The following is a 22,184-nucleotide window of genomic DNA, read 5'->3' as shown; positions in this document are numbered from 1 at the left end:
CATCCAAGAGTACATCCGATCTTAAAACAGGCCAGAGTTCACAGCCGAGGCGATGCAGGGATGGTTTGACAAAACAACTTCATCCCTCCACATCAGGCGCTCAATTTACCTCCACAAGTATCGGATACCACTTGAGAAACCCCGATCTGTGGCCAAGAAACAGAGAGCTAAACAGTGGGTCGACGCCGAACAGTGCCCAAAGATCATGAAAAAGCAAGTGGATGGCGAGCAATCAACTGGTCTCAGCAGCGACAAGACAACTCAAAAAATCCAGGCAGGTTTCCATTTGAGAAACCTCGACAAACTCGTTCGGCTTGTGAGCTTGTCTGATAGAACCAGGGCCCAAGATGACAGATGGTATCCCGCCGATTTTCTCAAAAACGCCACCTTCGGAGCCGAACGAGACTTTCCCGCCATAGTCCGGCATCAGATCTGAAAACCTGCGAAAACCATGGGAATTGCGGGCGTCATTCATTGCGGGATATGAGAAAAGCGGCTGCCATTCAAAACCCGTACCCGGTGCTTTGGCCTGCATCTCGGCCTCTATTTGCTTGGCGCCTTCCAGAAATTGGGCGATTTCCCGTTCGGGATCGTTTTCACCGATCGAACGAAGTTCGAAGGTGAGTTCGCACCGATCAGGCGTGATATTCGTTGCGACGCCGCCCGCAATCGTGGTTGTCATAAAGGTCGCATGGGGCACGGTAAACTCGGGATCAAACGGGCCTTCGGTGGCGTAGCGTTCCGCTTGGGCCGTGATCAAATTCAAAAGCCGCCCTGCATATTCGACCGCATTCACATGGCACGGGGCCAGGGATGAGTGGCCAGACGTGCCTTTGACAATCGCGCGCATCGCGATTTTACCCTTTTGGCCGGTGATGAGCCTCATGTCAGACGGTTCACCAATGATGGCAAAGTCGGGCGGCACATCCAGCCCTGCCAGATAGCGCGCAATATCGGGCGCGCCCAAACACCCGACCTCTTCATCATAAGAAAAACACAGGTAGAAAGGGCGCTCAAGCTGGGCTGCGGCCATGTCCGGGGCGATAGCCATGACACAGGCGATAAAACCCTTCATGTCGCAGCTGCCCCGCCCATAGAGCCGGCCATCGCGTCCGTGCATTTCAAACGGAGGGGTTGTCCATTCTCCTTCGTTCACAGGCACGACATCAGTATGGCCGGACAGGACGATCCCAGGTTTGTCAGCCGGACCGAAACGCGCGACAAGGTTTGCTTTTTCCCCACTTGCGTCAGGCAAGAGAGTCAGCTCGGCACCCAGTTCATCGAGGTGACTTGCCAAGTAGTCAATACTTGGCAAGTTCGACTTGTCAGAAACCGTATCAAAGCTGATCAGGTGCTGTAGATGCGCCTTGGCGCGTTCCAATCGGGACTGAATAGTTTCAACGGTCATTGCAGACATACTCATGCCACTTCACCTTTACGTTCTTTGGCTTTGTGAATCTCTCTTCGAACGGTCAGGGTGACAACGAAGACGATCAGGGCCGCAAATATCCATGTGATGGGCGAAGACAGTAAGATGCCTGGCTCGCCTCGAGAAATGGCAAGCGCACGACGCAGATTGTCTTCGATCATCGGGCCGAGGATGAAGGCGATCAGGAACGGCGCGGCGGGGATGTTCAGCAGGAACATGCCAAAGCCGACGCAGCCCATGATCAAGAGCACCGTGACATCAAACATGCTGGACGAAATCGAATAGATCCCGAACAGGCACAACAGCAACACGGTCGGTGTCAGCAATGTCTGGGGAATATGCGCGACATACGAAAACATGCGCATGGTCAGTTTTCCTGCGCCGAACAAAAGCACAGATGAGAACAGCATCCCGATGAACAGCATGTAGATTTCATGAATGTTCGTCTGAAAGAGCAGGGGTCCTGGCGTCAGTCCCTGGATCATGAAAGCCCCCAGCATGACGCCGGTGATGACATCACCGGGCACGCCCAAGGCCAACAGAGGGATCATAGTCGCCCCGCAGGCACCGTTGTTTGCCGATTCCGAGGCTGCAATACCTTCCAGCTCGCCCTTGCCAAAATTCTTTCCGTTCTTGGACGAGCGCTGTGCCTCGCCATAGGAAAAGAAGGCTGCTGCCGAAGGCCCGATCCCGGGGATGGCCCCCATGAGCACGCCGATCGAACTGCCACGCAGGATCGACTTGAACGAGCGCATAAATTCCGCCCGGCTGACCTTCTGGTCCCCGAGTTTGGCGGTTTCATTGTCGGGTGCCGCGCGCATGACGATCATCTTGATCAGTTCGGGCAACGCAAACAGGCCGATCAGAACCGGTGCCACTGACAGCCCCGCCTGCATGTCCTCGGTGAATGCGAAGCGGAAGGAGCCGTAAATGTCCTCACCCGCCGTGGCCAGCAACAGTCCCATTGCGGCTGAGACCAGTCCAAGCAACAAAGAGTTGCCGGATACGCCTGCAACCGTGGTTAGGGCGAACAGCATCAGCATGAAGTATTCCGGTGGCCCGACTCGTAGCGCCAGAATGGCCAGTGGAGCCGCGAGAAAGATCAGTGACAGGTTCGAGATAAAGTCCCCGGTCACGGAGGAATAAAGCGCCATATTGAGCGCCTTCCCCGCCTTGCCCTGTTGCGCCAGCGGATAGCCATCGAGCGCAGTACAGGCGGCCGACGCGGTTCCCGGCGTTTTGATTAGAATGGCCGAGACCGACCCGCCATAGGTTGAGCCTTTGTAAAGGGCGACCAACATCAGAATCGAGGGCACCGGATCCATGTAAAACGTGAACGGTAGGGCCAGCGTGACTGCCATCGTGCCGGTCATTCCCGGAATGGCGCCGATGATGACGCCTCCCCAGATCCCGGCGATCATGATGAGAAGGTTTTCAAGTGTGGCAACTGCTTGCAGCGCCATTAGGATGTCATTGAGCATTTCCGTGTCTCCTCACAGTCCGATAACCGGACCCAGCACCCCTTGCGGGAACTGCGTGCCGAGCGCTTTGTGAAAAAAGAATGTCAGCGCCAGTGGACCGAGCACCGAGATGGCAACCGCCCAGATCACATGCCCGCGCTCGCCCGTCAGCAGGATGCAAACGCCGGTCAATAGCATCGCCCCGATCGCGAACCCCACAATCGGCAGGATCACGATAAATCCGACAAATGCAGAGGCCGCTCCGAAGGCTCTGAGAATAAGGGTTTTAGTGGGTGCGCCGTCCGATTTCGGCGCTGGGTCTTCGGCCTCGCCTTTGCCCAGCAGGGTCAGGCAAAACGCTACAAGTCCGAGCCCCATACCGATGATTGAGATCACCCGGGGCCACATGTCTGGGGGAGGCGCAAATCCTGGGATGAAGGCTGGTCGCGGAACATGGATCGGGATCAGGACGAAAGCGACGAAAGCAAACAGCACGGTGATTAAAATACCGCGAAAAAGAGGCTTAGTCATAGCTGGACTCCTTTGCCAATTGAAAAGCGGCGCGCAAGCTATGATCGAGCGCCGCTTTTGTTGTTTCAAAGGAGTTTATTCAGGGATGTAGCCGAATTTCTTGGCCAGTCCATTGAACAGTTCATATTGGGCTTTGGCATAGGCCGGCATGTCGATCGACCCGACAGTCGAGATCGATCCGCGGCGTTCAGCAAGCGTCAGCCAGGTTTCATCGGTGGCGACCTGATCCAGAACACCCTGCCATTTGGCAACGACGTCTGTGGCCAGGTCTTTGGGAGCGTAGAGCGCGCTCCAGCCTGTGACCTGACCTGCTTGCTCATAGCCCAGTTCCGACGCGGTCGGGACATCCGGCAGGTTGTCCATGCGCGAAGGTGCAAAAACCATCAGCGCCTTCATGTCGCCGCTTTCGATATGGGGCATCAAAGACCCGGCCGAGATGGCAAGGAAGTCGACATGACCACCCAGCAGAGCGGTCGCCAGAGCGCCCCCCCCTTTATAGGGCACCAACGTCGCGGCCGTCAGCGGGTCCATCCCGGCATCCGACAGCAGGGTCTGAACGGTGAAGCCATCGATTGAGGTGGCCCCGGACGCAGCATAAGCCATACGTCCGCCGGCTTCGGACACGGCGTTGGTCAGGTCTTCGACCGAGTTGTAGGGCGCGTCACCTTTGACCGCCAAAATCATTGGCGTGGCCTCCAAGGCACCAACGAACGTATAGGCGTCCCAATCGACCGAGGCTTGCGGGTTGACCGCTGGTGTCAGCGCCATGCCAACACGGGCCAGCAACAACGTATACCCGTCGGCATCGGATTCAGTCACAAACCGAGCGCCATTCATCCCCCCTGCGCCTGGTTTGTTCACGACGGTAACAGGTTGGCCCAGATAGGGTTTGGCGCTTTCCGACAAGGCGCGACCCGCCAGATCCGAGGCGCCGCCAGGCCCATAGGGGATCACCAATGTGACCGCTTTTTCTGGATAGTCTGCTGCAAACGCCGCGCCAGCAGCCATCGTTGCCGCCAATGTCAATCCGGTGATGAGTTTCTTCATGGTTTCCTCCCAAGATGCGGTCGGAAGCCCGACCCTGTAATAATGTGAAAAATACCTTCAGTATATATTTTTTGGCAACAGAATCGTTTAGTATAACGCATATGCATACTGAGAGGATGACATGCTCAAACAGCGAGAGTTAGAGGCATTTGACGCTTTTATGCGTCTGGGAAACATGAAAGGGGCCGGGGAATTTCTTGGCCTGAGTCAGCCTGCGATCAGTCGCCTGTTGGTCGCTTTTGAGTCACATACCGGATTCGCGCTTTTTGTCAGGAAGCGCAATAGGTTAACGCCCACTCAAGAGGCGCTTCAATACCACCAGACTGTGCAGCGTACCCTTGCAGCACTGCGCGACGCCGAAGAAGAAGCCGTCGCCATTGCCAACAAGAAAACCGGGCATCTGGTCATTGCAGCGCAACCGGTGTTTTGCGACACGTTCCTGCTGGATGCTGTTTCCATTTTCCGCGCGAAACACCCCGGCGTCAGCGTAAAACTGGTCGATGTAGGGCTCGAGGAAATGACCCGGATGCTGGCAGAGCGGACCTGCGACATGGCGCTGGGAATCACGCTTGACGCTGAACCGTTCGGTGCAACCGCGACAACGCTGGCCAGATGCGAAGCCTGTTGCATTCTCCCCATAGATCATCCCCTGAACGAAACCGACGTTCTGCCCCTGCCAAGACTGCGTCAGGAAACCTTCATTGATCTGTCGCTCGGGAGCCCTTTGAGAACGCGTGTTGATTTTCTGATGCAGACCATCGACGTAAAACGTAGGATCGCCGCAGAGATGCGCAATTTGCGCGGTGTGGTAAAGCTTGTGGAAATGGGTATAGGGCTGGCGATTGTGGACCCCGTCGCCTGTCGGTTGCTGCATCCTGACAAGGCGGTTGCGCGACCTCTTTTACCTTCGATAAGCTGGGAAATCGCCCAGTTCATCCCGCGCGACCGCCAGATCAGCGCAGTAGGGCAGGCATTTCTTGAGGTGATCAGGGCAGAGATTGATCTGCTGAAAGAACAGAAACTCGTGGTTTGATAGCTCTGAAAACCAAGGTCATAAACCAATAGAACTTAAATCTGTGTGGGGTAAAACTACTCGATACCCCGAGCTATACTGGGTTTGATTTTTTGCATGCCCCCTTAGGGTAATACAGTTTGAATGTTAGTGCATCGTCGGCCTATTTTGGCAGCCCGCGCAAGATGAAAAGACCGGTCGACGCGTCTAGCACGCCTGTCGAGTTGAGTTTGCGACAATCGCGGATCAATGGAGCCTCTTTTGTGAATTCGTCGATGATTTTGAGAGTAGCCGCACCGCAGCCGCGTCAAGACCAGTGAATGACCGCTTTGGGCTGAGGCTGCTTGAAAACTCTGGATGCTGTATTCTTTTCAGCAAAGGCTGTAGGCAGGTATGTCAGGATATATCGAGGGCGCGGAGCGAAGTCAGACGACGCTTTTTCCGGATCGGCTTGAAGATTGGATTGACGAGGGTAATCCGGTTCGCGTGATTGACCTCTTTGTGGAGGAGATTGATCTTGAGGAGATAGGTTTCCAGCGGACGGCGCCGGCGCGGATAGGGCGGCCCGGCTATCACCCATCGGTCTCATCTACGGCTATCTGAAACGCGTGCCCTCCAGCCGCGCGCTTGAACGGGAGGCTGGTCGCAATGTCGAGGTGATTTGGCTGACCGGGCGGCTCGCGCCGGACCATAAGACAATCGCTGATTTTCGCCGCGATAACGGTCCCGCCATTCGGCGGACATGTGCGCAGTTCGTCGAACTCTGTCGCCGCATTGGGGTGTTAAAGGGGGATTGTGTCGCCATCGACGGCTCCAAATTCAAGGCGGAGAACAACCGAGATAAGAACTTCACCAAGGGCAAGACCAAAAGCCGTACGGTCCATCTGGTCGCGAGTATTGAGCGCTACCTTGATGAAATGGTCCGGATCGACCGTCAGGAAGAGGGTGAGGCCCGGGTCGAGAAGATCGCCAACCTGGCGCAACGCTGCGAGCGCATCCGGCGGTAGATCGCGCGCTTGGTGGACATGAGCGAGGCACTCAGGGCGAGCGCAGACAGGCAGATTTCCCTGACTGATCCGGATGCCCGCTCCATGGCCACCAGCGCTAAAGGCAGCGGATTTGTGGGCTACAACGCCCAGTCCGCGGTGGATGCCGAGACCCATCTAATTCTCACGCATGATGTGATCAATGCCGGGCACGACCGTGAACAGCTGTCGCCGATGGCCAAGGCGGCGAAGGCCGCTCTCGGACGCGGCGAAATGAGCGCGGTGGCGGACAAAGGTTATTTTAGCGGCCGGGAAATTCTGACCTGTCACGAGGATGGCATCACCACAGCCTCCCCCGCCCCGAGACATCCGGCAACCGCAAGAAGGGCCGGTATGTGAAGGCAAACTTTGCCTATGACGCGGGCGAAGATGTGTATCTTTGCCCAGCAGGTGAGACGCTGACATACCGCTACACGACCGCTTGAGCCGCGACCCGGCCTTGATGGGAGCGACGCACTTCCGGATGCGGCGGCTCAAGAACGTCCGCACCGAGATGGCATTCCATGTCCTCGCCTATAACATCAAGCGGATGATCGCCCTGATCGGGGTGCGTGGGCTTCTGACAGCCCTTCCGACCTAAACCGGAGCGAACCGTTCAGATTGTACGGCGGGAAATGTTTTGAGAACTCAGTTTCCACCCTCCCTCCGGCGCAATGGGCCCCAAAATGGTCTAGAAACCGAATTCCCTAAAGAACCCCGCAGAAAACCGCAAAAACCACGAAACCAAAAGAGTTTCCACACAGCCTCTGCCGGTTGGAGACACTCAGGTAGATTTTCCCTTCTGCGCCGCAACAGACTCGCCAACTTATCAAGGTGCATGAGCTTAGAGGCTCCAGCTCTTGGCTGAGCGCCAATGAAAACCCTAGGTTTTTCAGCGGGTTTTGATTGCAAGAAATTTGTTTCGAAGACGACCGTAGCACGGCTGACAAACTGATCCTTGTGCACATTGGCTCTGGCTTCCGTAACAAAGGGATGTTCGGCGACCAGACTGTCTTGCACCCTCTTGGAAACGATATAGCCTTGCAGATCCATATCGATCGTCTGAAATTGCAGTGTTTGGCCAGTTTGACTGGTGATTTTAAAAATTGGCTGGCATGGCCAACCCAAGCTCACAAAGTCTTTTTGCACCATGAATTGTTGAACTGCCGTGCAAATCTAGATTTACAATTTCTGCAAGATCTTCTGGCGTTACTGTTTGTGGGAAAGCGGAGCTCCAAGTTTTTTCAGCGATTTGCGGTACCTACAAGCTTCGTGACGAAAAGCAAACTTTTAGGGTGCTTCAGCGGTCAATTCGAAAATCAAGTAGCAATCGACTTTCCCATGATAAGTCCTACGGGAAGTAGTGGCCCCCTATAGCGTGGAATTTCCGCCTGAATTAGGCCCGCTTCCAGAAGTATGTTTCTTGCGATACCGAGCTTTCTGGCAACTCCGATGATCGTTTCGGTGTCTCGCCAAATCCGGATTAGTTTCCTTGGAGTTACCCTTGGCCTGCGTGCGGCGTTGAAAGAGAAGCACGGCTTCTGATCTGTCTGAAAAAGAAAAACATGTGAAGCGCCGATCATGGAATGGTTGGCGTTTCCTGCTTTGTGGGCTGTGGTTTAAGGCATCTGTGAGATCTCTTTGGCCTGCAGCCAGACGCCGCCTTCTGGGCGCAGGGTCAGGATCATCACGGGTTTGGGGGTGCGACCCGGGATGGGGGCGAAGTGAAACCGGCGCAGCAGGGTTGCTAGGATGATCACGGCTTCCTGAATGGCAAAGCTGGCCCCGATGCAAATGCGCGGCCCATCGCCAAAGGGCAGGTAGGCATAGCGATCAATGGCTTTGCGCTCGGCAAAGCGATCTGGATCAAAGGCGTCCGGGTTGTCCCACAGTTGGTGGTGACGACCAAGGGCGTAGATCGGGATCATGACGGTGTCGCCGGGGCGGATCTCGCGGGCGCAGAGCGTGTCGTGGCGCTGCGCCGTGCGGGAAATGATCCCGGCAGGTGGATAGAGGCGCAGCGTTTCATCGACGATCTGTCGGATATAGGTGAGTTGCGGCACATGATCGCCGGTGATCGGGGTATCTCCGCAGATTTTTGCGATCTCTGCGCGAGCTTTGGTCTGCACCTCCCTATCAAAGGCGCAGAGATAGAGGGCCCAAGCCAGCGTCAGGGCGGTGGTTTCATGGCCCGCGACGATGAAGGTCAGCAGGTTGTCGCGCAGCTCGGCCGTGTTCATACGTTTGCGGGTTTCTGGATCTTCGCCCGCCAGAAGCAGATCCAGCAGGTCGGGCGTGTCTTTGGCGCCTCGGATGCGGCGCGCCTCAATGGCGTCATCCGCGACTTGTTTCATGTCTTTCATGGCATGGCCGGTGCGCAGGCGGCTGGGGCGGGGCACCCAATCTGGCACCCCCAACATGTCGAGCAGAGAGATTTTGCCAGCTTCGGCGATATAGGCGTCTATCGCATTGTGCACCGCGCCGCTGTCAAAACTGCCATCGCCGGAGAAGGTGACTTCTGAAATCACGTCAAAGGTGGTTTTGACCATCTCATCCATCAGATCGACGGCGCGGCCAGAGGCGGATTGGATGCGATCCCCTGCACGATCGGCTGCGCCAGTCATGATCGGAGCGAGATTGGCGATGTTGCGATGGGTGAACACGGGGGCCGCGGCGCGGCGTTGCCAGCGCCAATGGGCGCCCTCGGCAATAAACAGGCTGTCGCCAATCGCGGGGCGCAGGATGTTTTTGGTGGCTTTGGATTTTGGGTAGTCGTCGACCTTTTCCAAAAGCATCTGCCGGATGGCGCCGGGATCCATCACCATATGCCAGCGCAGACCGGTGCGGCCCGTCAGCATGGGCTGGCGCGTGGCGATGTCTGGGATGATGGAGAGCAGGTTGCTGCGCGCAGCTTTCAGGGAGCGCCACAGGCCGAGGGGCTCTGTCACCAAGGCGGCCCGTACGGGCAGGGCAGGCGCGGAGGCGGGCTCGGCCCGCACAGAAGGGGGGATATCATCAGGCATCTTGATCCTTATACGCAGAAGTGTAGGCGCAGGATCAGTGCAAAGAAAGGCCAAGATTGCGCGGGCGCTGGGCATGGGCTATGTCATCACCCAATCAGAATGAAGAGCAGTGGGAACAGCTTACATGGGCAGGATTGGGGTGTGTTTGGCGGCGTTGGCCGTGCTGGTGTCTTGTGGTGCCAAGAGCACAGAGGTGACCAGCGAGAAACTCGATCTTGGTGATTTCACCATGGGGCACAACATTGTCGTTGCGCCGGATCTGCAAAAAGGCCCGCTGTCGCGTGAATTGCCAAAAGAGCAGTGGATCGCGTCGATGAAAGACGCCGTGGACAAACGCTTTGGCCGCTATGAAGGCGAGCGATTGGTGCATTTTGGCATTAACCTGTCAGGCTATATGCTGGCGCAACGGGGCGTGCCGCTGCTGTTGTCCACGAAATCCGCACTGATCCTGACGGTTACGGCCTGGGATGACCGGGCGGGCGGTAAATTCAATGCGGAGCCTCGCGAGATTATTGTGCTGGAAAGCTTTGGCAGTGGCACGGTTGTGACTTCCAGCGGCTTTACCATGAGCGCAGAGGAGCAGATGGCCAATCTGACGTTCAATGCGGCACGCGAGATTGAGCAGTGGCTGCATGAGAATCGCGCCTGTCTGGTGGACAATGTGCCCCCTGAGGTGCTCGCAGAATGCTGGCCCACAGAGCAGGATGAGCGCAAACGCGCAGAGCTGGAACGCGAGCTGCGCCGATAAAGAGCAAAGCGGCTTGATTTTTGGTGCGTAACCCAATATGTCGCGCGCGGTAGAGGAAATTGGGCCAAGTCCGGCCCCCCACAAAGTAGAAGGCGCCCGAGATGGCTAAGGAAAAGTTTGAGCGCAGTAAACCGCACTGCAACATCGGCACCATTGGTCACGTTGACCACGGCAAAACCACGCTGACCGCCGCGATCACCAAACAGTTTGGTGACTTCAAAGCGTACGACGAAATCGACGGCGCGCCAGAAGAAAAAGCCCGTGGCATCACCATCTCCACAGCCCACGTGGAATATGAAACCGAAGCACGTCACTACGCACACGTTGACTGCCCAGGCCACGCTGACTACGTGAAAAACATGATCACCGGTGCGGCGCAGATGGACGGCGCGATCCTGGTTGTGAACGCAGCAGACGGCCCAATGCCACAGACTCGTGAGCACATCCTGCTGGGCCGCCAGGTTGGCATCCCTGCCATGGTTGTTTTCATGAACAAAGTGGACCAGGTTGACGACGAAGAGCTGCTCGAGCTGGTGGAAATGGAAATCCGCGAGCTGCTGTCTGAGTATGAATTCCCAGGCGACGACATCCCTGTGATCGCAGGCTCCGCTCTGGCGGCTCTGGAAGACCGCGACGCCAACATCGGTTCCGAGAAAATCGCAGAGCTGATGGCGGCTGTTGACGAGTACATCCCTCAGCCACCACGTGCGGTTGACGAGCCGTTCCTGATGCCAATCGAAGACGTGTTCTCGATCTCTGGCCGTGGTACTGTTGTGACCGGCCGTGTTGAGCGTGGCGTGATCAACGTTGGCGACGAAATCGAAATCGTTGGCATCAAAGACACTCAGAAAACCACCTGTACCGGTGTTGAGATGTTCCGCAAGCTGCTGGACTCCGGTGAAGCGGGCGACAACATTGGCGCGCTGCTGCGTGGTGTTGACCGTGAAGCGGTTGAGCGTGGTCAGGTTCTGTGTAAGCCAGGTTCCGTGAACCCACACACCAAGTTCGAAGCAGAAGCCTACATCCTGACCAAAGACGAAGGTGGCCGTCACACCCCGTTCTTCGCGAACTACCGTCCACAGTTCTACTTCCGTACAACTGACGTGACCGGCACTGTTGAACTGCCAGCTGGCACCGAGATGGTGATGCCTGGCGACAACCTGAAGTTCAACGTTGAGCTGATCGCACCGATCGCAATGGAAGCCGGCCTGCGCTTCGCGATCCGTGAAGGCGGCCGCACCGTTGGTTCCGGTGTTGTGTCCAAAATCGTCGAATAATCAGAGCGTCTGATTTTTGATGGAAAGGCCGTCCCCCGGGGCGGCCTTTTTCTATGCTTGCGACCCAAGACAGCCCAAACAAAGAAACACGCTCCGACAGCGCATTTTGCGCGTTTTCCCTCTTGCCCTTCCTGCAGCACTGCACTACGAAACTGCTCACGTTAGGGGTATAGCTCAGTTGGTAGAGCGACGGTCTCCAAAACCGTAGGTCCCGGGTTCGAGCCCTGGTGCCCCTGCCATTTCACAGAAATATTGATGCACCCGTGGTCGCCGTCTTTGTCGGTGTCTTTTGGCAATATGGTATCGCAGTTTGTTGCAGACCCATGTGATACACAGAAGCCCTTGCCCATCGCCTGAACGCGTTTCATGACGCTGTTGCGGAGCGAAGCTGTTTCTTGTCATCACTGCTTTGTGGTTTGTGCCGACTGGTCATTGTCGCTGCTCATGAGGTGCGGTGACGCAAATCGGGCGCGGGATCCAAGCTGAGACGTTCCGCGCATTTGTCACTGCCTGAGAACTCCTGTGAAAGGGGCGATGTGAGCCTTGATCAGGAGAGATTTTTCCCTCTATTATCGCTAAAATTGAAAAGGTCCGGCACGTACCTGGATCAGAGGTTTCAGGGCTCTACACCGAAAAATGCTGAAAAATGACCTAAAACTTTCAAAGTCTCAACTTGCGTGGATTAGGTAATGTTAACCTTTCCAGCCGTTAAACTGGGGGTTGAGAGAAACGCGGTTTTGTCAGCATTATGAGAGTCTTCCAGGCCAACGCACCAGTAGAACGGCTGAGTGATCGCAAGATCGCGCATGCGCGCCGCTGTCGATTGCTGTGTGAGTATGTGAGTGATCGCGTGACACAATTGCGCACGCGCCTGTTTCTGTACACATTTGGCTGTATTGTCTCGGCTTTTGCTGTCACGCCCACCTTGGCCGCGATCGGTTTTACGCTTGTGGTGACAGGGGACTTGATTGATTGCTTTGTCTTGCATCGTTTCGCATGCCGTTGGGCAAAGTCGGGACGTTTGAAAAAAGCGCAGCGGCTTGCTGGCGTTACGGGCTCGATGCAGGCGCTGACGCTTGTCGGGGGGGTGGCGCTTTATTTCTTTGGGATAGGCCAGGACGCCGATGTTCTGTTTGTATTTGGCGCGCTTGGTATTGGCGCCGTGAATGCGGCGATCGCGCTGCCCAAAAAACCATCGGTGGCAATACCGCGCTTGTTTATCTATGGCTGTGCGCCTTTTGTCTTTATTGCGATACAAGCGCATCAAACCGGAGAGATCGCGCCCTTCTTGGTCGGCGATGCAGCCGGTTTGATTTTGGCACTGTGCATTGGGTATGTGTTTGTTGCCTTTACCATGTCAGGTTTGGACAATTTTCGCATACGTGAGGATCTGGAAGCGCAGCGGTCCGAAACGCAAGCGGTTGCGGCGCGACTTGAAACCCAACAGACGGAGCTTCGGCGGTTGTCGCTGGTCGCGCGAAACGCCAACGACAGTGTGATTTTCACAGACAAGCAGCGTCGCATTCTTTGGGTCAATCATGCGTTTGTCCGGGTGACGGGGTATTCGTTTGCCGAAGCGATCGGGCAACATATCGGTGAACTTTTGGCGCGGGACGACCCGGATCAACCAAAGGAGCACCCGATTGAAGCAGCGGTTGCGCGCGGTGAGGGGTTTCGGGGCGATTTTGAAAATATCCGCAAAGATGGACGGCCAATTTGGGTGGATGTGAACCTGTTCCCAATTCACGATGACACAGGTGAGGTGGAGTTTTTTATTTCCATCGAACGGGATGTGACGGACGCCCGCAAACTCGCAGAAGATATGCTTCAGGCGCGCGAGGCAGCGGAACAGGGCGCGCGGGCCAAAGCAGAATTTCTAGCCAACATGAGCCATGAAATTCGCACCCCTCTTACGGGGGTTGTTGGTATGGCAGATTTGTTGGCGGAAACCGAGCTTGACCCGGAACAACAACGCTACACCGAAACCATTCGCGGGTCTTCCATGTCTTTGATGGCAATCATCAATGATATCCTGGACCTGTCCAAGCTTGACGCAGGCCGCATGGAATTGCATCCGGTGACATTTTCCCCGCATGCCTGCATCAAAGAAACGCTGGACCTGTTGAGCCCGTCAGCAGACGACAAGGGGCTGTCGATCACCTTGGATGTGAGCGAGGCAACGCCGGACTATGTCAAGGCGGATGACGGTCGGATCCGGCAAATTCTGACCAACATTTTGGGGAATGCGATTAAGTTCACGGATGTCGGCGGTGTCGATGTCACTCTTTGTCATGAAGACACAGAAGATGGTCAGCGGTTGGTGTGGGTTATCCGCGACACGGGGATTGGCATTCCAAAGGAACAGCAGGACCAGATTTTTGACCATTTCACCCAAGCGGAGGCGGCGACGACGCGCAAGTTTGGTGGTACCGGTCTTGGCCTCTCGATCACGCGACATATTCTGGATGTGATGGGCGGCTGTATCTCGGTACAGTCAGATCCGGGGCAGGGCGCGACCTTCCGTATAGAGATACCTTATGCGGATGCTGAAGCCTCTGAATTGGCCAAGCTGGCGACGGCCAGTGCGGATGCGCCTGAAGCCATCGCGCCGGGGTTGCGTGTTTTGGTGGCTGAGGACAACCAAACCAACCGCTACCTGCTTAAGAAATTCCTGAAAGATCAGCCTATTGAACTCGCGTTTGCGCACGACGGTTTGGAAGCTGTGGAAGCTGTTGAGGGGTTTGCGCCCGACTTGATTTTTATGGATATGTCGATGCCACGCATGAACGGTGTGGATGCGACGCGTGCTATTAGAAAGATGGCGATCGCGCAGCCAACCATTGTGGCGCTGACGGCGCATGCGTTTGATGGGGAGATGCAGGCTTGTTTGGATGCGGGCATGGATGACTTTCTGACCAAACCCCTGCGCAAGGCGACTTTGCTGAACTGGATTTCGAACCATCAGCAAAATGGGTTCATCACCGGCGCCGCTTAGTGCTGTGGCAGCGATCGCGCGCAAGATTGGCGTTGCTTGTTTCCGAGCGCGTGTGCCGCTAGCGTGAAACTCAATACTGAAGAAGATCGAAATGCCTGTTCGTGATCGTGTGGCCCAGGGCCCGCCATTGATACAAGGCTGACTGGGGGCCTGTTTGTTTCAGAAGTTGGGGCAGTTGTTTGCGCGCGACAGCGCTTTCCCGATGCCAAAGCCTGACGCGCCAATTTGTGTGGTTGGGGATGTTCATGGGTGTTTGTCCCTTCTTGAGCAGCTGTTGCAAAAGATTCCGCAGGATCATCAGGTGATATTGGCTGGAGACTACATCGACCGGGGTGAGCAGAGCGCCGGGGTGTTGCGTGCACTGAGCGTGCGCACGGATGTGATGTGTCTGATGGGCAACCATGAAGAAATGCTGTTGCGATTTTTGTTAAAGGGCGCTGAGGAAGGTGGGCGCTGGATCCACAATGGTGGATTGGAGACTTTGGTGTCCTTTGGTCTTGGATCGGCCAATTTGCACATGAGCAAAGAAGAGCTGAATGCGTGCCGTGATGCTCTGATGACGGAAATGGGGGCGCCTATGGTGGCGTGGCTGGCAGACTTGGAGAGTGCGGCCCTAACAGGCAATGTTCTTGTGTCTCATGCAGGAGCCAATCCTCATAAGGCGCCAAACGTGCAATCCAAAGACGCGTTGCGATGGGGGCACCCTGACTTTTTGCGGTCTCCGCGCAAAGACGGCATTTGGGTTGTACATGGCCATACGATCGTAAAGCAGGCGCGCGCGGAACGCGGCCGGATTGCGGTCGATACGGGGGCCTATGCGTCTGGCGTGTTGTCGGCTGTTTGTCTGGATGGCGGTCCGCCTCGGTTTATCACGGCGCAGCTGTGACGCTTTCGGCATGAGGCGGATGTGGGATGAGGTGGCCTTTGAAAGGACACAATTACTGGGCAGGCTGGTTTTGTTAGAACGGTGGGCTATCCCGGCCCCATTATTGTGTGAGAGGTATGCGTGAGCCGATTAAAGTATGGATATATGGGGCACACTGCTGACTTTGTAAAAGTTGATCAGCGTGTTGGCGCGGCAAGCGCAAAATGCTGGCACTTACGCCGCAGCTGCGAAGTTTTGGTGACATGCAGTTTGGAAAACTTGCTTACTGTTTCGCGAGACGGTAACAGGAAATTCGTTGTCGTTCCAAGGATTTCTTAGATGCTTATTACACCAGTCCTTTTATGCGGTGGCTCTGGAACCCGACTTTGGCCATTGTCGCGCAAAAGCTATCCCAAACAATTTGTGCCTCTCGTGGGGGAGGAAACGCTGTTTCAGGCATCTGCCAAGCGCTTGTCGGGCGCGGACGATGCATTGAGTTTTGCGGCACCTATTGTGGTGACCAACTCTGATTTTCGTTTCATTGTGCCAGAGCAATTGCAGGCGGTTGGCATCGATCCGGGGGCAATTCTGATTGAACCTGCAGCGCGCAACACAGCGCCAGCGGTGCTCGCAGCGGCACTGAAGGCACATGATGACAACCCGGAAGCTGTGCTTCTGGTGGCGCCCTCTGATCACCTGATCCCGGATGTTGCAGCCTTTCATGAGGCGGTTGTGCGCGGACTTGCGGCTGTGCAGGAGGGCCAGCTTGTAACGTTTGGCATCACGCCGACCCACCCGGAGACTGCCTATGGCTATCTGGAGCTCGCCGGCGCAGCTGCCGAAGATGGTGCTCCGATTGCGCTGAAGCAATTTGTGGAAAAACCAGATGCGGAGCGCGCTGCAGAGATGCTGGCGGCGGGCACATTCAAGTGGAACGCAGGGATTTTCCTTTTTGCGGCCAAAGATATCATTGCTGCCTTCAAGACACATGCCCCGGAATTGGTGGCCCCTGTGAGCACCGCTTTCTCGACAGCTGAACCCGATCTTGGGTTTTTACGCCTGGCGGCGGACCCTTGGGGCGAAGCCGACGACATTTCCATCGACTTTGCGGTTATGGAGAAAGCCGACAATCTGTCTGTGGTGCCTTTTGACAGTGCCTGGTCGGATTTGGGCGGTTGGGATGCCGTTTGGCGTGAAGCCGGTCCGGATGATAACGGGGTTGTGGTGAGTGGTGCTGCGACGGCGATTGACTGTTCTGACACTTTGTTGCGCTCTGACAGTGAGCGGCTGGAAGTTGTTGGGATTGGCCTGGACAATATCATGGCTGTGGCGATGAATGATGCCGTTTTGGTGGCTGACAAGTCCCGCGCTCAGGACGTGAAGAAAGCCGTCTCTGCCCTCAAGGCCAAAGGATCGAGTCAGGCGACCCATTTCCCGAAGGACCACCGGCCTTGGGGATGGTTTGAGAGTTTGGTTGTAGGGGACCGGTTTCAGGTGAAGCGCATTCTTGTGCATCCCGGCGCATCGTTGTCGTTGCAGAGCCATTTCCACCGTTCTGAACATTGGATTGTGGTGGAAGGCACCGCACGTGTGACGGTTGATGAGGATGTCAAACTCGTGACCGAAAACCAGAGTGTTTATATTCCGCTCGGGGCTGTGCACCGGATGGAAAACCCTGGCAAAGTGCCCATGGTCCTGATTGAGGTGCAAACGGGGGCTTATGTCGGAGAGGATGACATTGTGCGCTATGAGGATATTTACGCGCGCAGTTAGGGGCATCGCGTGCCTTCTATAGCTGGCCGGACCGCTTTTCCTTTTAGATGAAAGGCACGCAATCTTTGTGTGGGATCTTCGAGGGCTTTGGGTTCGGCTTGCCAAGTGTTTAGTATTGGGTGATGCGCTGATGAGACGAGTTGTCGTTTTGAACGATGCAAGTGTTGCGCGGGGCGGAGCGACAGGCCTTGCGATGAAGCAGGCGCGCCTGCTGTGTGAGCGCGGTGTTCAGGTGCTGTATGTGGCAGGAGATCGCTCGCCTGAGCATGCCCTTTTCCCCGACCATGACATAGATGTGCGCCACGTGGGGGGCATGGCCTTGATGAAGCGTGGCAAGGTCGCTGCGGCAACGCAGGGACTTTACAGCGGGGCCGCGCGCGATTTCGTGGCGCATTTGATTGCCGAGGAAGACACGCCTGACACGGTGTATCATGTGCACAGTTTTTCGAAAGCGCTGACGCCGTCTATTTTCTCTGCGTTGCAAACCGTGGCGGAGCGGGTGTTCATACATGGGCACGACTTTTTTCTGGCGTGCCCCAATGGTGGGTTTATGGACTATCAAAGGGAGCAGGCTTGTGAGCGCCGCCCTTTGTCCATGGGTTGCCTGAGCACGCAGTGTGACAAACGCAACGGTGCACAGAAAGCCTGGCGCGTGGCGCGCCAGCTGGCGCTGCATCGTGCCATGCCGCGCACGTCGGCATGGGGGGGTATTTTGATGATCCATCCTGCGATGCGCCGCTTTTTTGAGATGGCGGGCTACGACGCGGAGGCCCTGCATACGGTGCGCAACCCCGCGCAGGCGCTGACCGCTGAGCGGGTGCCTGTTGAAGAAAACGACCGCTTCTTCTTTATTGGCCGTGTCGAAGCGGAAAAGGGCATTGGGGATCTCATTGCCGCGGCTCAATTGGCACAGGTTCCCCTGAGCGTTGTGGGCACAGGGCCGCTGGAGGACAGTCTGCGCAAAGCCCACCCGGAGGTGACATTTTACGGATGGCAGGAGCGGTCGGAGATCGGGCGCGCCCTGATGGGGGCACGTGCGCTGGTCATGCCATCACGGTATCCTGAACCCTTTGGGCTGGTCGCTGCAGAGGCATCGCTGTCTGGCTTGCCTGTTGTTCTGTCTGAGAGCGCCCTTTTGGGGCCAGAGATGGCGCAAAAAGGGTTGGGTTTTACATGCAATCCGCTGGACCACTCCGGATTGGCTGCGACCCTGAGGTCGGTCGCAGAGATGCCGCGAGACGAGATCATCGAAATGAGTAGGGCAGGCGCGTCTGGGGACGGCGCACTTTGCACGTCGCCAGACAGTTGGATGGACACGCAGCTGGCGCATTACGATCGCGTCACAAAGCGGGGCTGAACGCCCATTTGGTGCTGACAGCCGGGTGCCACTACCGCCTTTTTCAGCGCGATACGTTAACCAGAGATTCGAAATCGACTTGCGAAGCAGAGATTTTGCCAAAGGCGAACCCTGCGTCAATTTGAGCGGTTTTCTTTTTGTTAATTTGTTGGGCAATTATTCGCTGAAGTTATTCGTAATTCCGCCTATTTCAATAAGCGGGGTGAAAAACCCTATTGTGGTTTTTTTATGGCATTTCGCAATTTTTGCGAGTGCATATTTTTTGTGGGTTTGAAAGGGGGCTTTCTGTTTTCTTAACGGGCAGGCCTGCGTGATAATGATTTTAATTTCAGTGTGTTGTTACAGTTGGTCGAGTTGAGTGCGTGTGTTGAGGGTCGCAATAATCACTCTTATTTCCGCTGCGTGACCCGTCGAATTCTAAATCAGACAATTTCTTATTTCTATTTTGTCTAAGAAAATTGTCGGGAGTCTTCTTACTTTCGCCTAAGTTCGCCAATTTTTGGCCTTACCTTTTCTTTAGCAGTTTCTAATTAGTGAGCGCCGCTATGGCACCTGAAACTCTGTGAGAGACAGTAATATGAAGTACAAAGTTATCGAGCAGGCATCGGCAGAAGATCACTCTATTGCCGCGTCTGAGACTCCTTACTACCGGGATTCAGAATCACGAAAGAGCTGGTATTTGGAGGGGTCATATCGTTCGGATCTTAGAATTGATGTCGAGTCTGTTTGGGACGACTACACGGGCAGTGGCGTTTCTGTTGCCGTTCTGGATTCTCAAATTGATGCGTCTCATGAGGAGCTGAAAGCGGCCTATGATGATACGCGGGACTACGACTTTGATGCGGACACGGGGAAGTTCGACGCAGAGTCAGTGAATATCACCAATGGACATGGCACGATGGTTGCCGGTGTCATTGCCGCAGAAGCGAATAATGGCGAGGGCTCTGCTGGGATCGCACATGGGGCAGACCTGATTGGTCTGGCGATGAACTACAACAGCAGCGACGTAATCGACCAAGCTCTGGCGGGCATCCGGGCTGGTGCAAATTTTGACGTGTTGAACAACTCCTGGAGTTTCACTGCGAACTTCGGCGACAACTTCTCTCGCAATGACATGGAAGATGCGTTGATCCATACGGCGTCTGAAGGGCGCGACGGTCTGGGGACATCTATGGTGTTCGCGGCCGGCAATATGGGGACTGACGGGACTTCGAATTACCACAACTTCCAGAACTCGCCTTACACCATTGCAGTGGGGGCAATTGCGCGGGATGGGGATGCGGCGAAGTTCACCTCGATCGGCTCCAACGTGCTGTTGTCTGCCGCGGGGGATGATGTTTTCACCACGTTGCCAAACCAGAGCTACAGCTCTGTTGACGGAACCTCCTTTGCCGCACCCGCTGTTTCAGCTGTGATCGCGCTGATGCTGGAGGCGAATTCCGACCTCGGTTACCGCGACATTCAACAGATTCTGGCGCTGTCGGCGCGCAAAGACGGGCTGGCGCAGCACTCCTCCCATGGGGATGGATGGATCACGAATGGGGCGGACAACTTCAACGGCGGGGGCATGCATTTCTCTGATAGCTTCGGTTACGGCATGTTGAATGCCCACGACGCGGTGCGCCTTGCGGAAACCTGGACCGAGCAACAGACTTTGGCCAATCGCTCCACCGTAAGTGAAACCGTAAAGCTTGATGAGATGCTGGTGGCTGGCCAGAACGATCGTATCGAGGTTGAGATTGACATCAACAAGGCAATCCAGGCTGAGCATGTTCAGCTGTCAATGGATCTGTCCTGGTCTTTGACGGGTGATTTGAATGTTTGGCTGATCTCGCCGGAGGGCACTTCTGTGCGTCTTGTTCATGACCTTCCTGAGCTTGAGCGGGTTGGCAGCGTCAAGAACTTCGAATTTGGCTCTGTTGCCAGCATGGGCGAGCTGTCCGCAGGGACTTGGACGCTGGTGATCGAAAACAACAACACCACGGCCACAGACAAAGACGGTGACCCGGTCGTCGGCCGTTTGCGCGGCGTGACGCTCGAGGTGCACGGTGACAAGGAAACGACCAACGACACATATGTCTACACCGATGAGTTTGGCATTCTGTATGATGGATCTGATCTGAAAGAGCGCGCTGTGCTGTCAGACACGGATGGTGGGATCGACTCTCTGAATGCGTCTGCTGTGACTTCGGGCAGCCAGATCGACCTGAGCGGCGCGCGCAAGTCCGTGATTGCCGGGCAAGATTTGAAGCTTGCCAAAGCCAATATCGAAAACGCCTATGGAGGCGATGGTGCCGACACGTTGTGGGGCAACCAGCTTGACAACCTGCTGGACGCGGGCCGTGGCAACGACACAGTCCATCTTGGCGCAGGCGAAGATACGCTGGAAGGCGGTGCAGGAAACGACCAGCTGGTTGTTGATGCAAAGGTTGGCAGTGTGCTTGGGACTGTGCTGAACGCAGGCTCCTTTATGCTGGGCTTCGTGGCGAATACGCTTTCGTTTGTGTCTGGCTTTGAAAGCTATCGCTTCATCGATGTGACCTACACCGTGAGCGAATTGAAAGCCTTCTTGTCTGGCGATTTGACGGGTCCGGGTGACTCAGATGGATCGGACGGCGGCGGCGAGCCGGATACCGGCGGCGACACTGGCAACGGTGGAGATACCGATACCGGAGGTGATACCGATACTGGCGGCGATACGCCCGACAACGGCGGCGACACTGACAATGGCGGTGACACCGGCAGCGGCGGCGATGGTGGCAATGACGGTGGCGGAGATGACACGGATGGGCTGCCGATCGACAGCGACCCAGATCACTACGAGATTGTTCTGGAGGGCTCTAAGTCGGGTGAAACCCTGCGCGCGGGCTCCGGTGACACCTATTTGTCGGGTGAAGGTGGCGACGACTATCTGGTCGGCAAAGGTGGTGCGGACTACTTTGCAGGCGGCGAAGGCGCCGACAAGGTACGTGCCGGTGCGGGCGATGACGCGATCCTTGGTGGCATCGGCGAGGACACTCTGCTGGGTCAAGATGGGGATGACATGCTTGTCGGTGGCGATGGCGCGGATGTGCTGCGCGGCGACGCTGGCAACGATACACTCCGTGGTGGAGATGGGGATGATGCATTGCAAGGGGGCGACGGGGCGGATGTCTTTGTCTTCTCAGCATCTGACGGTATCGGGACGGACCGTATTTCCGACTTTGACCGTTCTGAAGGCGATGTGCTGATGGTTGTGGGGGTCGCTTCGAGCGACGCATCATTCCACCTGGTGGACCACGGTCGAGGCGCGCAATTGCAAATGCATGTGGATGGCGACATCGCTGTGTTGGCGGATATCTTGGGTATTGGTCTGACCGAGTTGAGCATTTCGCAGCAGGGCAATGACAGCCTGTTGATTGCTTAAGGCGTTGAAAGCCGTCGCATCGGGTCTGGCAAATTAGACCTGATGCGCGATTTGCGGAGCGACAAACACTTTTGGCAGCGTCCAGAGCGAATGGCTTTGGGCGCTGTATTTTTTATTGGTCAGCTTGTGCCTGTTTTCGGATTGGGTGAATGAAGGCAGTCCAAAATCCCTACTTAATCAATTATTTTCAATATGTTAATGAGCGTGACTTTAGAATTGAGGGTGCGTTTTATTGT

The 22,184-nt window shown here is 55.9% G+C and carries 14 protein-coding genes, 1 tRNA gene and 1 pseudogene; 10 read left to right on the top strand and 6 right to left on the bottom strand.

The window, feature by feature from the left end; genetic code table 11:
* Positions 1–232 precede the first annotated feature (232 nt).
* The 4 genes from argE to PJL69_RS15390 all read right to left on the bottom strand — a co-directional run bounded on the left by argE (position 233) and on the right by PJL69_RS15390 (position 4,467).
* Positions 233–1,423 carry an acetylornithine deacetylase gene (argE, locus tag PJL69_RS15405; protein WP_271310448.1) on the bottom strand — a complete coding sequence of 397 codons (1,191 nt, stop codon included), beginning with the start codon at positions 1,421–1,423 and terminating at the stop codon, positions 233–235.
* A complete protein-coding gene (locus PJL69_RS15400) occupies positions 1,420–2,910 on the bottom strand; it encodes a tripartite tricarboxylate transporter permease (RefSeq protein WP_271310447.1) in 1,491 nt (496 codons plus the stop codon). Before PJL69_RS15400 ends, argE begins: the two co-directional genes overlap by 4 nt.
* 12 nt (positions 2,911–2,922) lie before the next feature.
* Positions 2,923–3,420, bottom strand: coding sequence for a tripartite tricarboxylate transporter TctB family protein (locus tag PJL69_RS15395; RefSeq protein ID WP_271310446.1), 498 nt, complete (start codon positions 3,418–3,420; stop codon positions 2,923–2,925).
* A gap of 75 nt (positions 3,421–3,495) precedes the next feature.
* Positions 3,496–4,467, bottom strand: a complete 972-nt coding sequence (locus PJL69_RS15390) for a Bug family tripartite tricarboxylate transporter substrate binding protein (protein WP_271310445.1) — start codon at positions 4,465–4,467, stop codon at positions 3,496–3,498.
* Positions 4,468–4,588: 121 nt separating this feature from the next.
* Between PJL69_RS15390 and PJL69_RS15385 the strand changes: the two genes are divergently transcribed.
* A complete protein-coding gene (locus PJL69_RS15385; protein ID WP_271310444.1) occupies positions 4,589–5,500 on the top strand; it encodes a LysR substrate-binding domain-containing protein in 912 nt (303 codons plus the stop codon).
* Between the two features lie 372 nt (positions 5,501–5,872).
* Positions 5,873–7,105, top strand: a pseudogene (locus PJL69_RS15375) (IS1182 family transposase).
* A 47-nt stretch (positions 7,106–7,152) separates the two neighbouring features.
* On the opposite strand, the gene PJL69_RS15370 reads toward PJL69_RS15375, so the two are convergent.
* Together PJL69_RS15370 and PJL69_RS15365 are read right to left on the bottom strand one after the other, a co-directional pair.
* A complete protein-coding gene (locus tag PJL69_RS15370; protein ID WP_271310443.1) occupies positions 7,153–7,656 on the bottom strand; it encodes a hypothetical protein in 504 nt (167 codons plus the stop codon).
* 467 nt (positions 7,657–8,123) lie between these two features.
* A complete protein-coding gene (locus PJL69_RS15365; protein ID WP_271310442.1) occupies positions 8,124–9,527 on the bottom strand; it encodes a cytochrome P450 in 1,404 nt (467 codons plus the stop codon).
* A gap of 124 nt (positions 9,528–9,651) precedes the next feature.
* Between PJL69_RS15365 and PJL69_RS15360 the strand changes: the two genes are divergently transcribed.
* The 8 genes from PJL69_RS15360 (at position 9,652) to PJL69_RS15325 (ending at position 21,948) form a co-directional block, all read left to right on the top strand.
* Positions 9,652–10,275: a hypothetical protein gene (locus PJL69_RS15360; protein ID WP_209099660.1), complete on the top strand. Its 624-nt coding sequence runs from the start codon at positions 9,652–9,654 to the stop codon at positions 10,273–10,275.
* A gap of 101 nt (positions 10,276–10,376) precedes the next feature.
* A complete protein-coding gene (gene tuf / locus PJL69_RS15355; RefSeq protein ID WP_271310292.1) occupies positions 10,377–11,552 on the top strand; it encodes an elongation factor Tu in 1,176 nt (391 codons plus the stop codon).
* A 163-nt stretch (positions 11,553–11,715) separates the two neighbouring features.
* Positions 11,716–11,791: transfer RNA gene (locus PJL69_RS15350), tRNA-Trp, on the top strand.
* Positions 11,792–12,300: 509 nt separating this feature from the next.
* Positions 12,301–14,547, top strand: coding sequence for a hybrid sensor histidine kinase/response regulator (locus PJL69_RS15345; protein ID WP_271310441.1), 2,247 nt, complete (start codon positions 12,301–12,303; stop codon positions 14,545–14,547).
* Positions 14,548–14,701: 154 nt separating this feature from the next.
* Complete coding sequence (locus tag PJL69_RS15340; protein WP_271310440.1) at positions 14,702–15,433, top strand: metallophosphoesterase; 732 nt, start codon at positions 14,702–14,704, stop codon at positions 15,431–15,433.
* A gap of 318 nt (positions 15,434–15,751) precedes the next feature.
* A complete protein-coding gene (locus PJL69_RS15335) occupies positions 15,752–17,185 on the top strand; it encodes a mannose-1-phosphate guanylyltransferase/mannose-6-phosphate isomerase (RefSeq protein ID WP_271310439.1) in 1,434 nt (477 codons plus the stop codon).
* Between the two features lie 130 nt (positions 17,186–17,315).
* A complete protein-coding gene (locus PJL69_RS15330) occupies positions 17,316–18,542 on the top strand; it encodes a glycosyltransferase family 4 protein (protein ID WP_271310438.1) in 1,227 nt (408 codons plus the stop codon).
* A gap of 577 nt (positions 18,543–19,119) precedes the next feature.
* Positions 19,120–21,948 (top strand): S8 family serine peptidase, encoded by a 2,829-nt coding sequence (locus PJL69_RS15325; protein ID WP_271310437.1) that lies wholly within the window; start codon positions 19,120–19,122, stop codon positions 21,946–21,948.
* Positions 21,949–22,184 lie beyond the last annotated feature (236 nt).

Source organism: Shimia sp. MMG029 (genome assembly GCF_027947445.1).
In the GTDB taxonomy this organism is placed as follows: Bacteria; Pseudomonadota; Alphaproteobacteria; order Rhodobacterales; family Rhodobacteraceae; genus Shimia.
This window is presented reverse-complemented; position numbering and strand designations above follow the sequence as displayed.

Bases quoted from the DNA above. Each gene is read 5' to 3' on its own strand.
- PJL69_RS15360 (WP_209099660.1), top strand. From the start codon at position 9,652: ATGGGCAGGATTGGGGTGTGTTTGGCGGCGTTGGCCGTGCTGGTGTCT.
- PJL69_RS15390 (WP_271310445.1), bottom strand. From the start codon at position 4,467: ATGAAGAAACTCATCACCGGATTGACATTGGCGGCAACGATGGCTGCT.
- PJL69_RS15370 (WP_271310443.1), bottom strand. From the start codon at position 7,656: ATGGTGCAAAAAGACTTTGTGAGCTTGGGTTGGCCATGCCAGCCAATT.
- PJL69_RS15385 (WP_271310444.1), top strand. From the start codon at position 4,589: ATGCTCAAACAGCGAGAGTTAGAGGCATTTGACGCTTTTATGCGTCTG.
- PJL69_RS15325 (WP_271310437.1), top strand. From the start codon at position 19,120: ATGAAGTACAAAGTTATCGAGCAGGCATCGGCAGAAGATCACTCTATT.
- PJL69_RS15345 (WP_271310441.1), top strand. From the start codon at position 12,301: ATGAGAGTCTTCCAGGCCAACGCACCAGTAGAACGGCTGAGTGATCGC.
- PJL69_RS15395 (WP_271310446.1), bottom strand. From the start codon at position 3,420: ATGACTAAGCCTCTTTTTCGCGGTATTTTAATCACCGTGCTGTTTGCT.
- PJL69_RS15335 (WP_271310439.1), top strand. From the start codon at position 15,752: ATGCTTATTACACCAGTCCTTTTATGCGGTGGCTCTGGAACCCGACTT.
- PJL69_RS15400 (WP_271310447.1), bottom strand. From the start codon at position 2,910: ATGCTCAATGACATCCTAATGGCGCTGCAAGCAGTTGCCACACTTGAA.
- PJL69_RS15330 (WP_271310438.1), top strand. From the start codon at position 17,316: ATGAGACGAGTTGTCGTTTTGAACGATGCAAGTGTTGCGCGGGGCGGA.
- PJL69_RS15365 (WP_271310442.1), bottom strand. From the start codon at position 9,527: ATGCCTGATGATATCCCCCCTTCTGTGCGGGCCGAGCCCGCCTCCGCG.
- tuf (WP_271310292.1), top strand. From the start codon at position 10,377: ATGGCTAAGGAAAAGTTTGAGCGCAGTAAACCGCACTGCAACATCGGC.
- argE (WP_271310448.1), bottom strand. From the start codon at position 1,423: ATGAGTATGTCTGCAATGACCGTTGAAACTATTCAGTCCCGATTGGAA.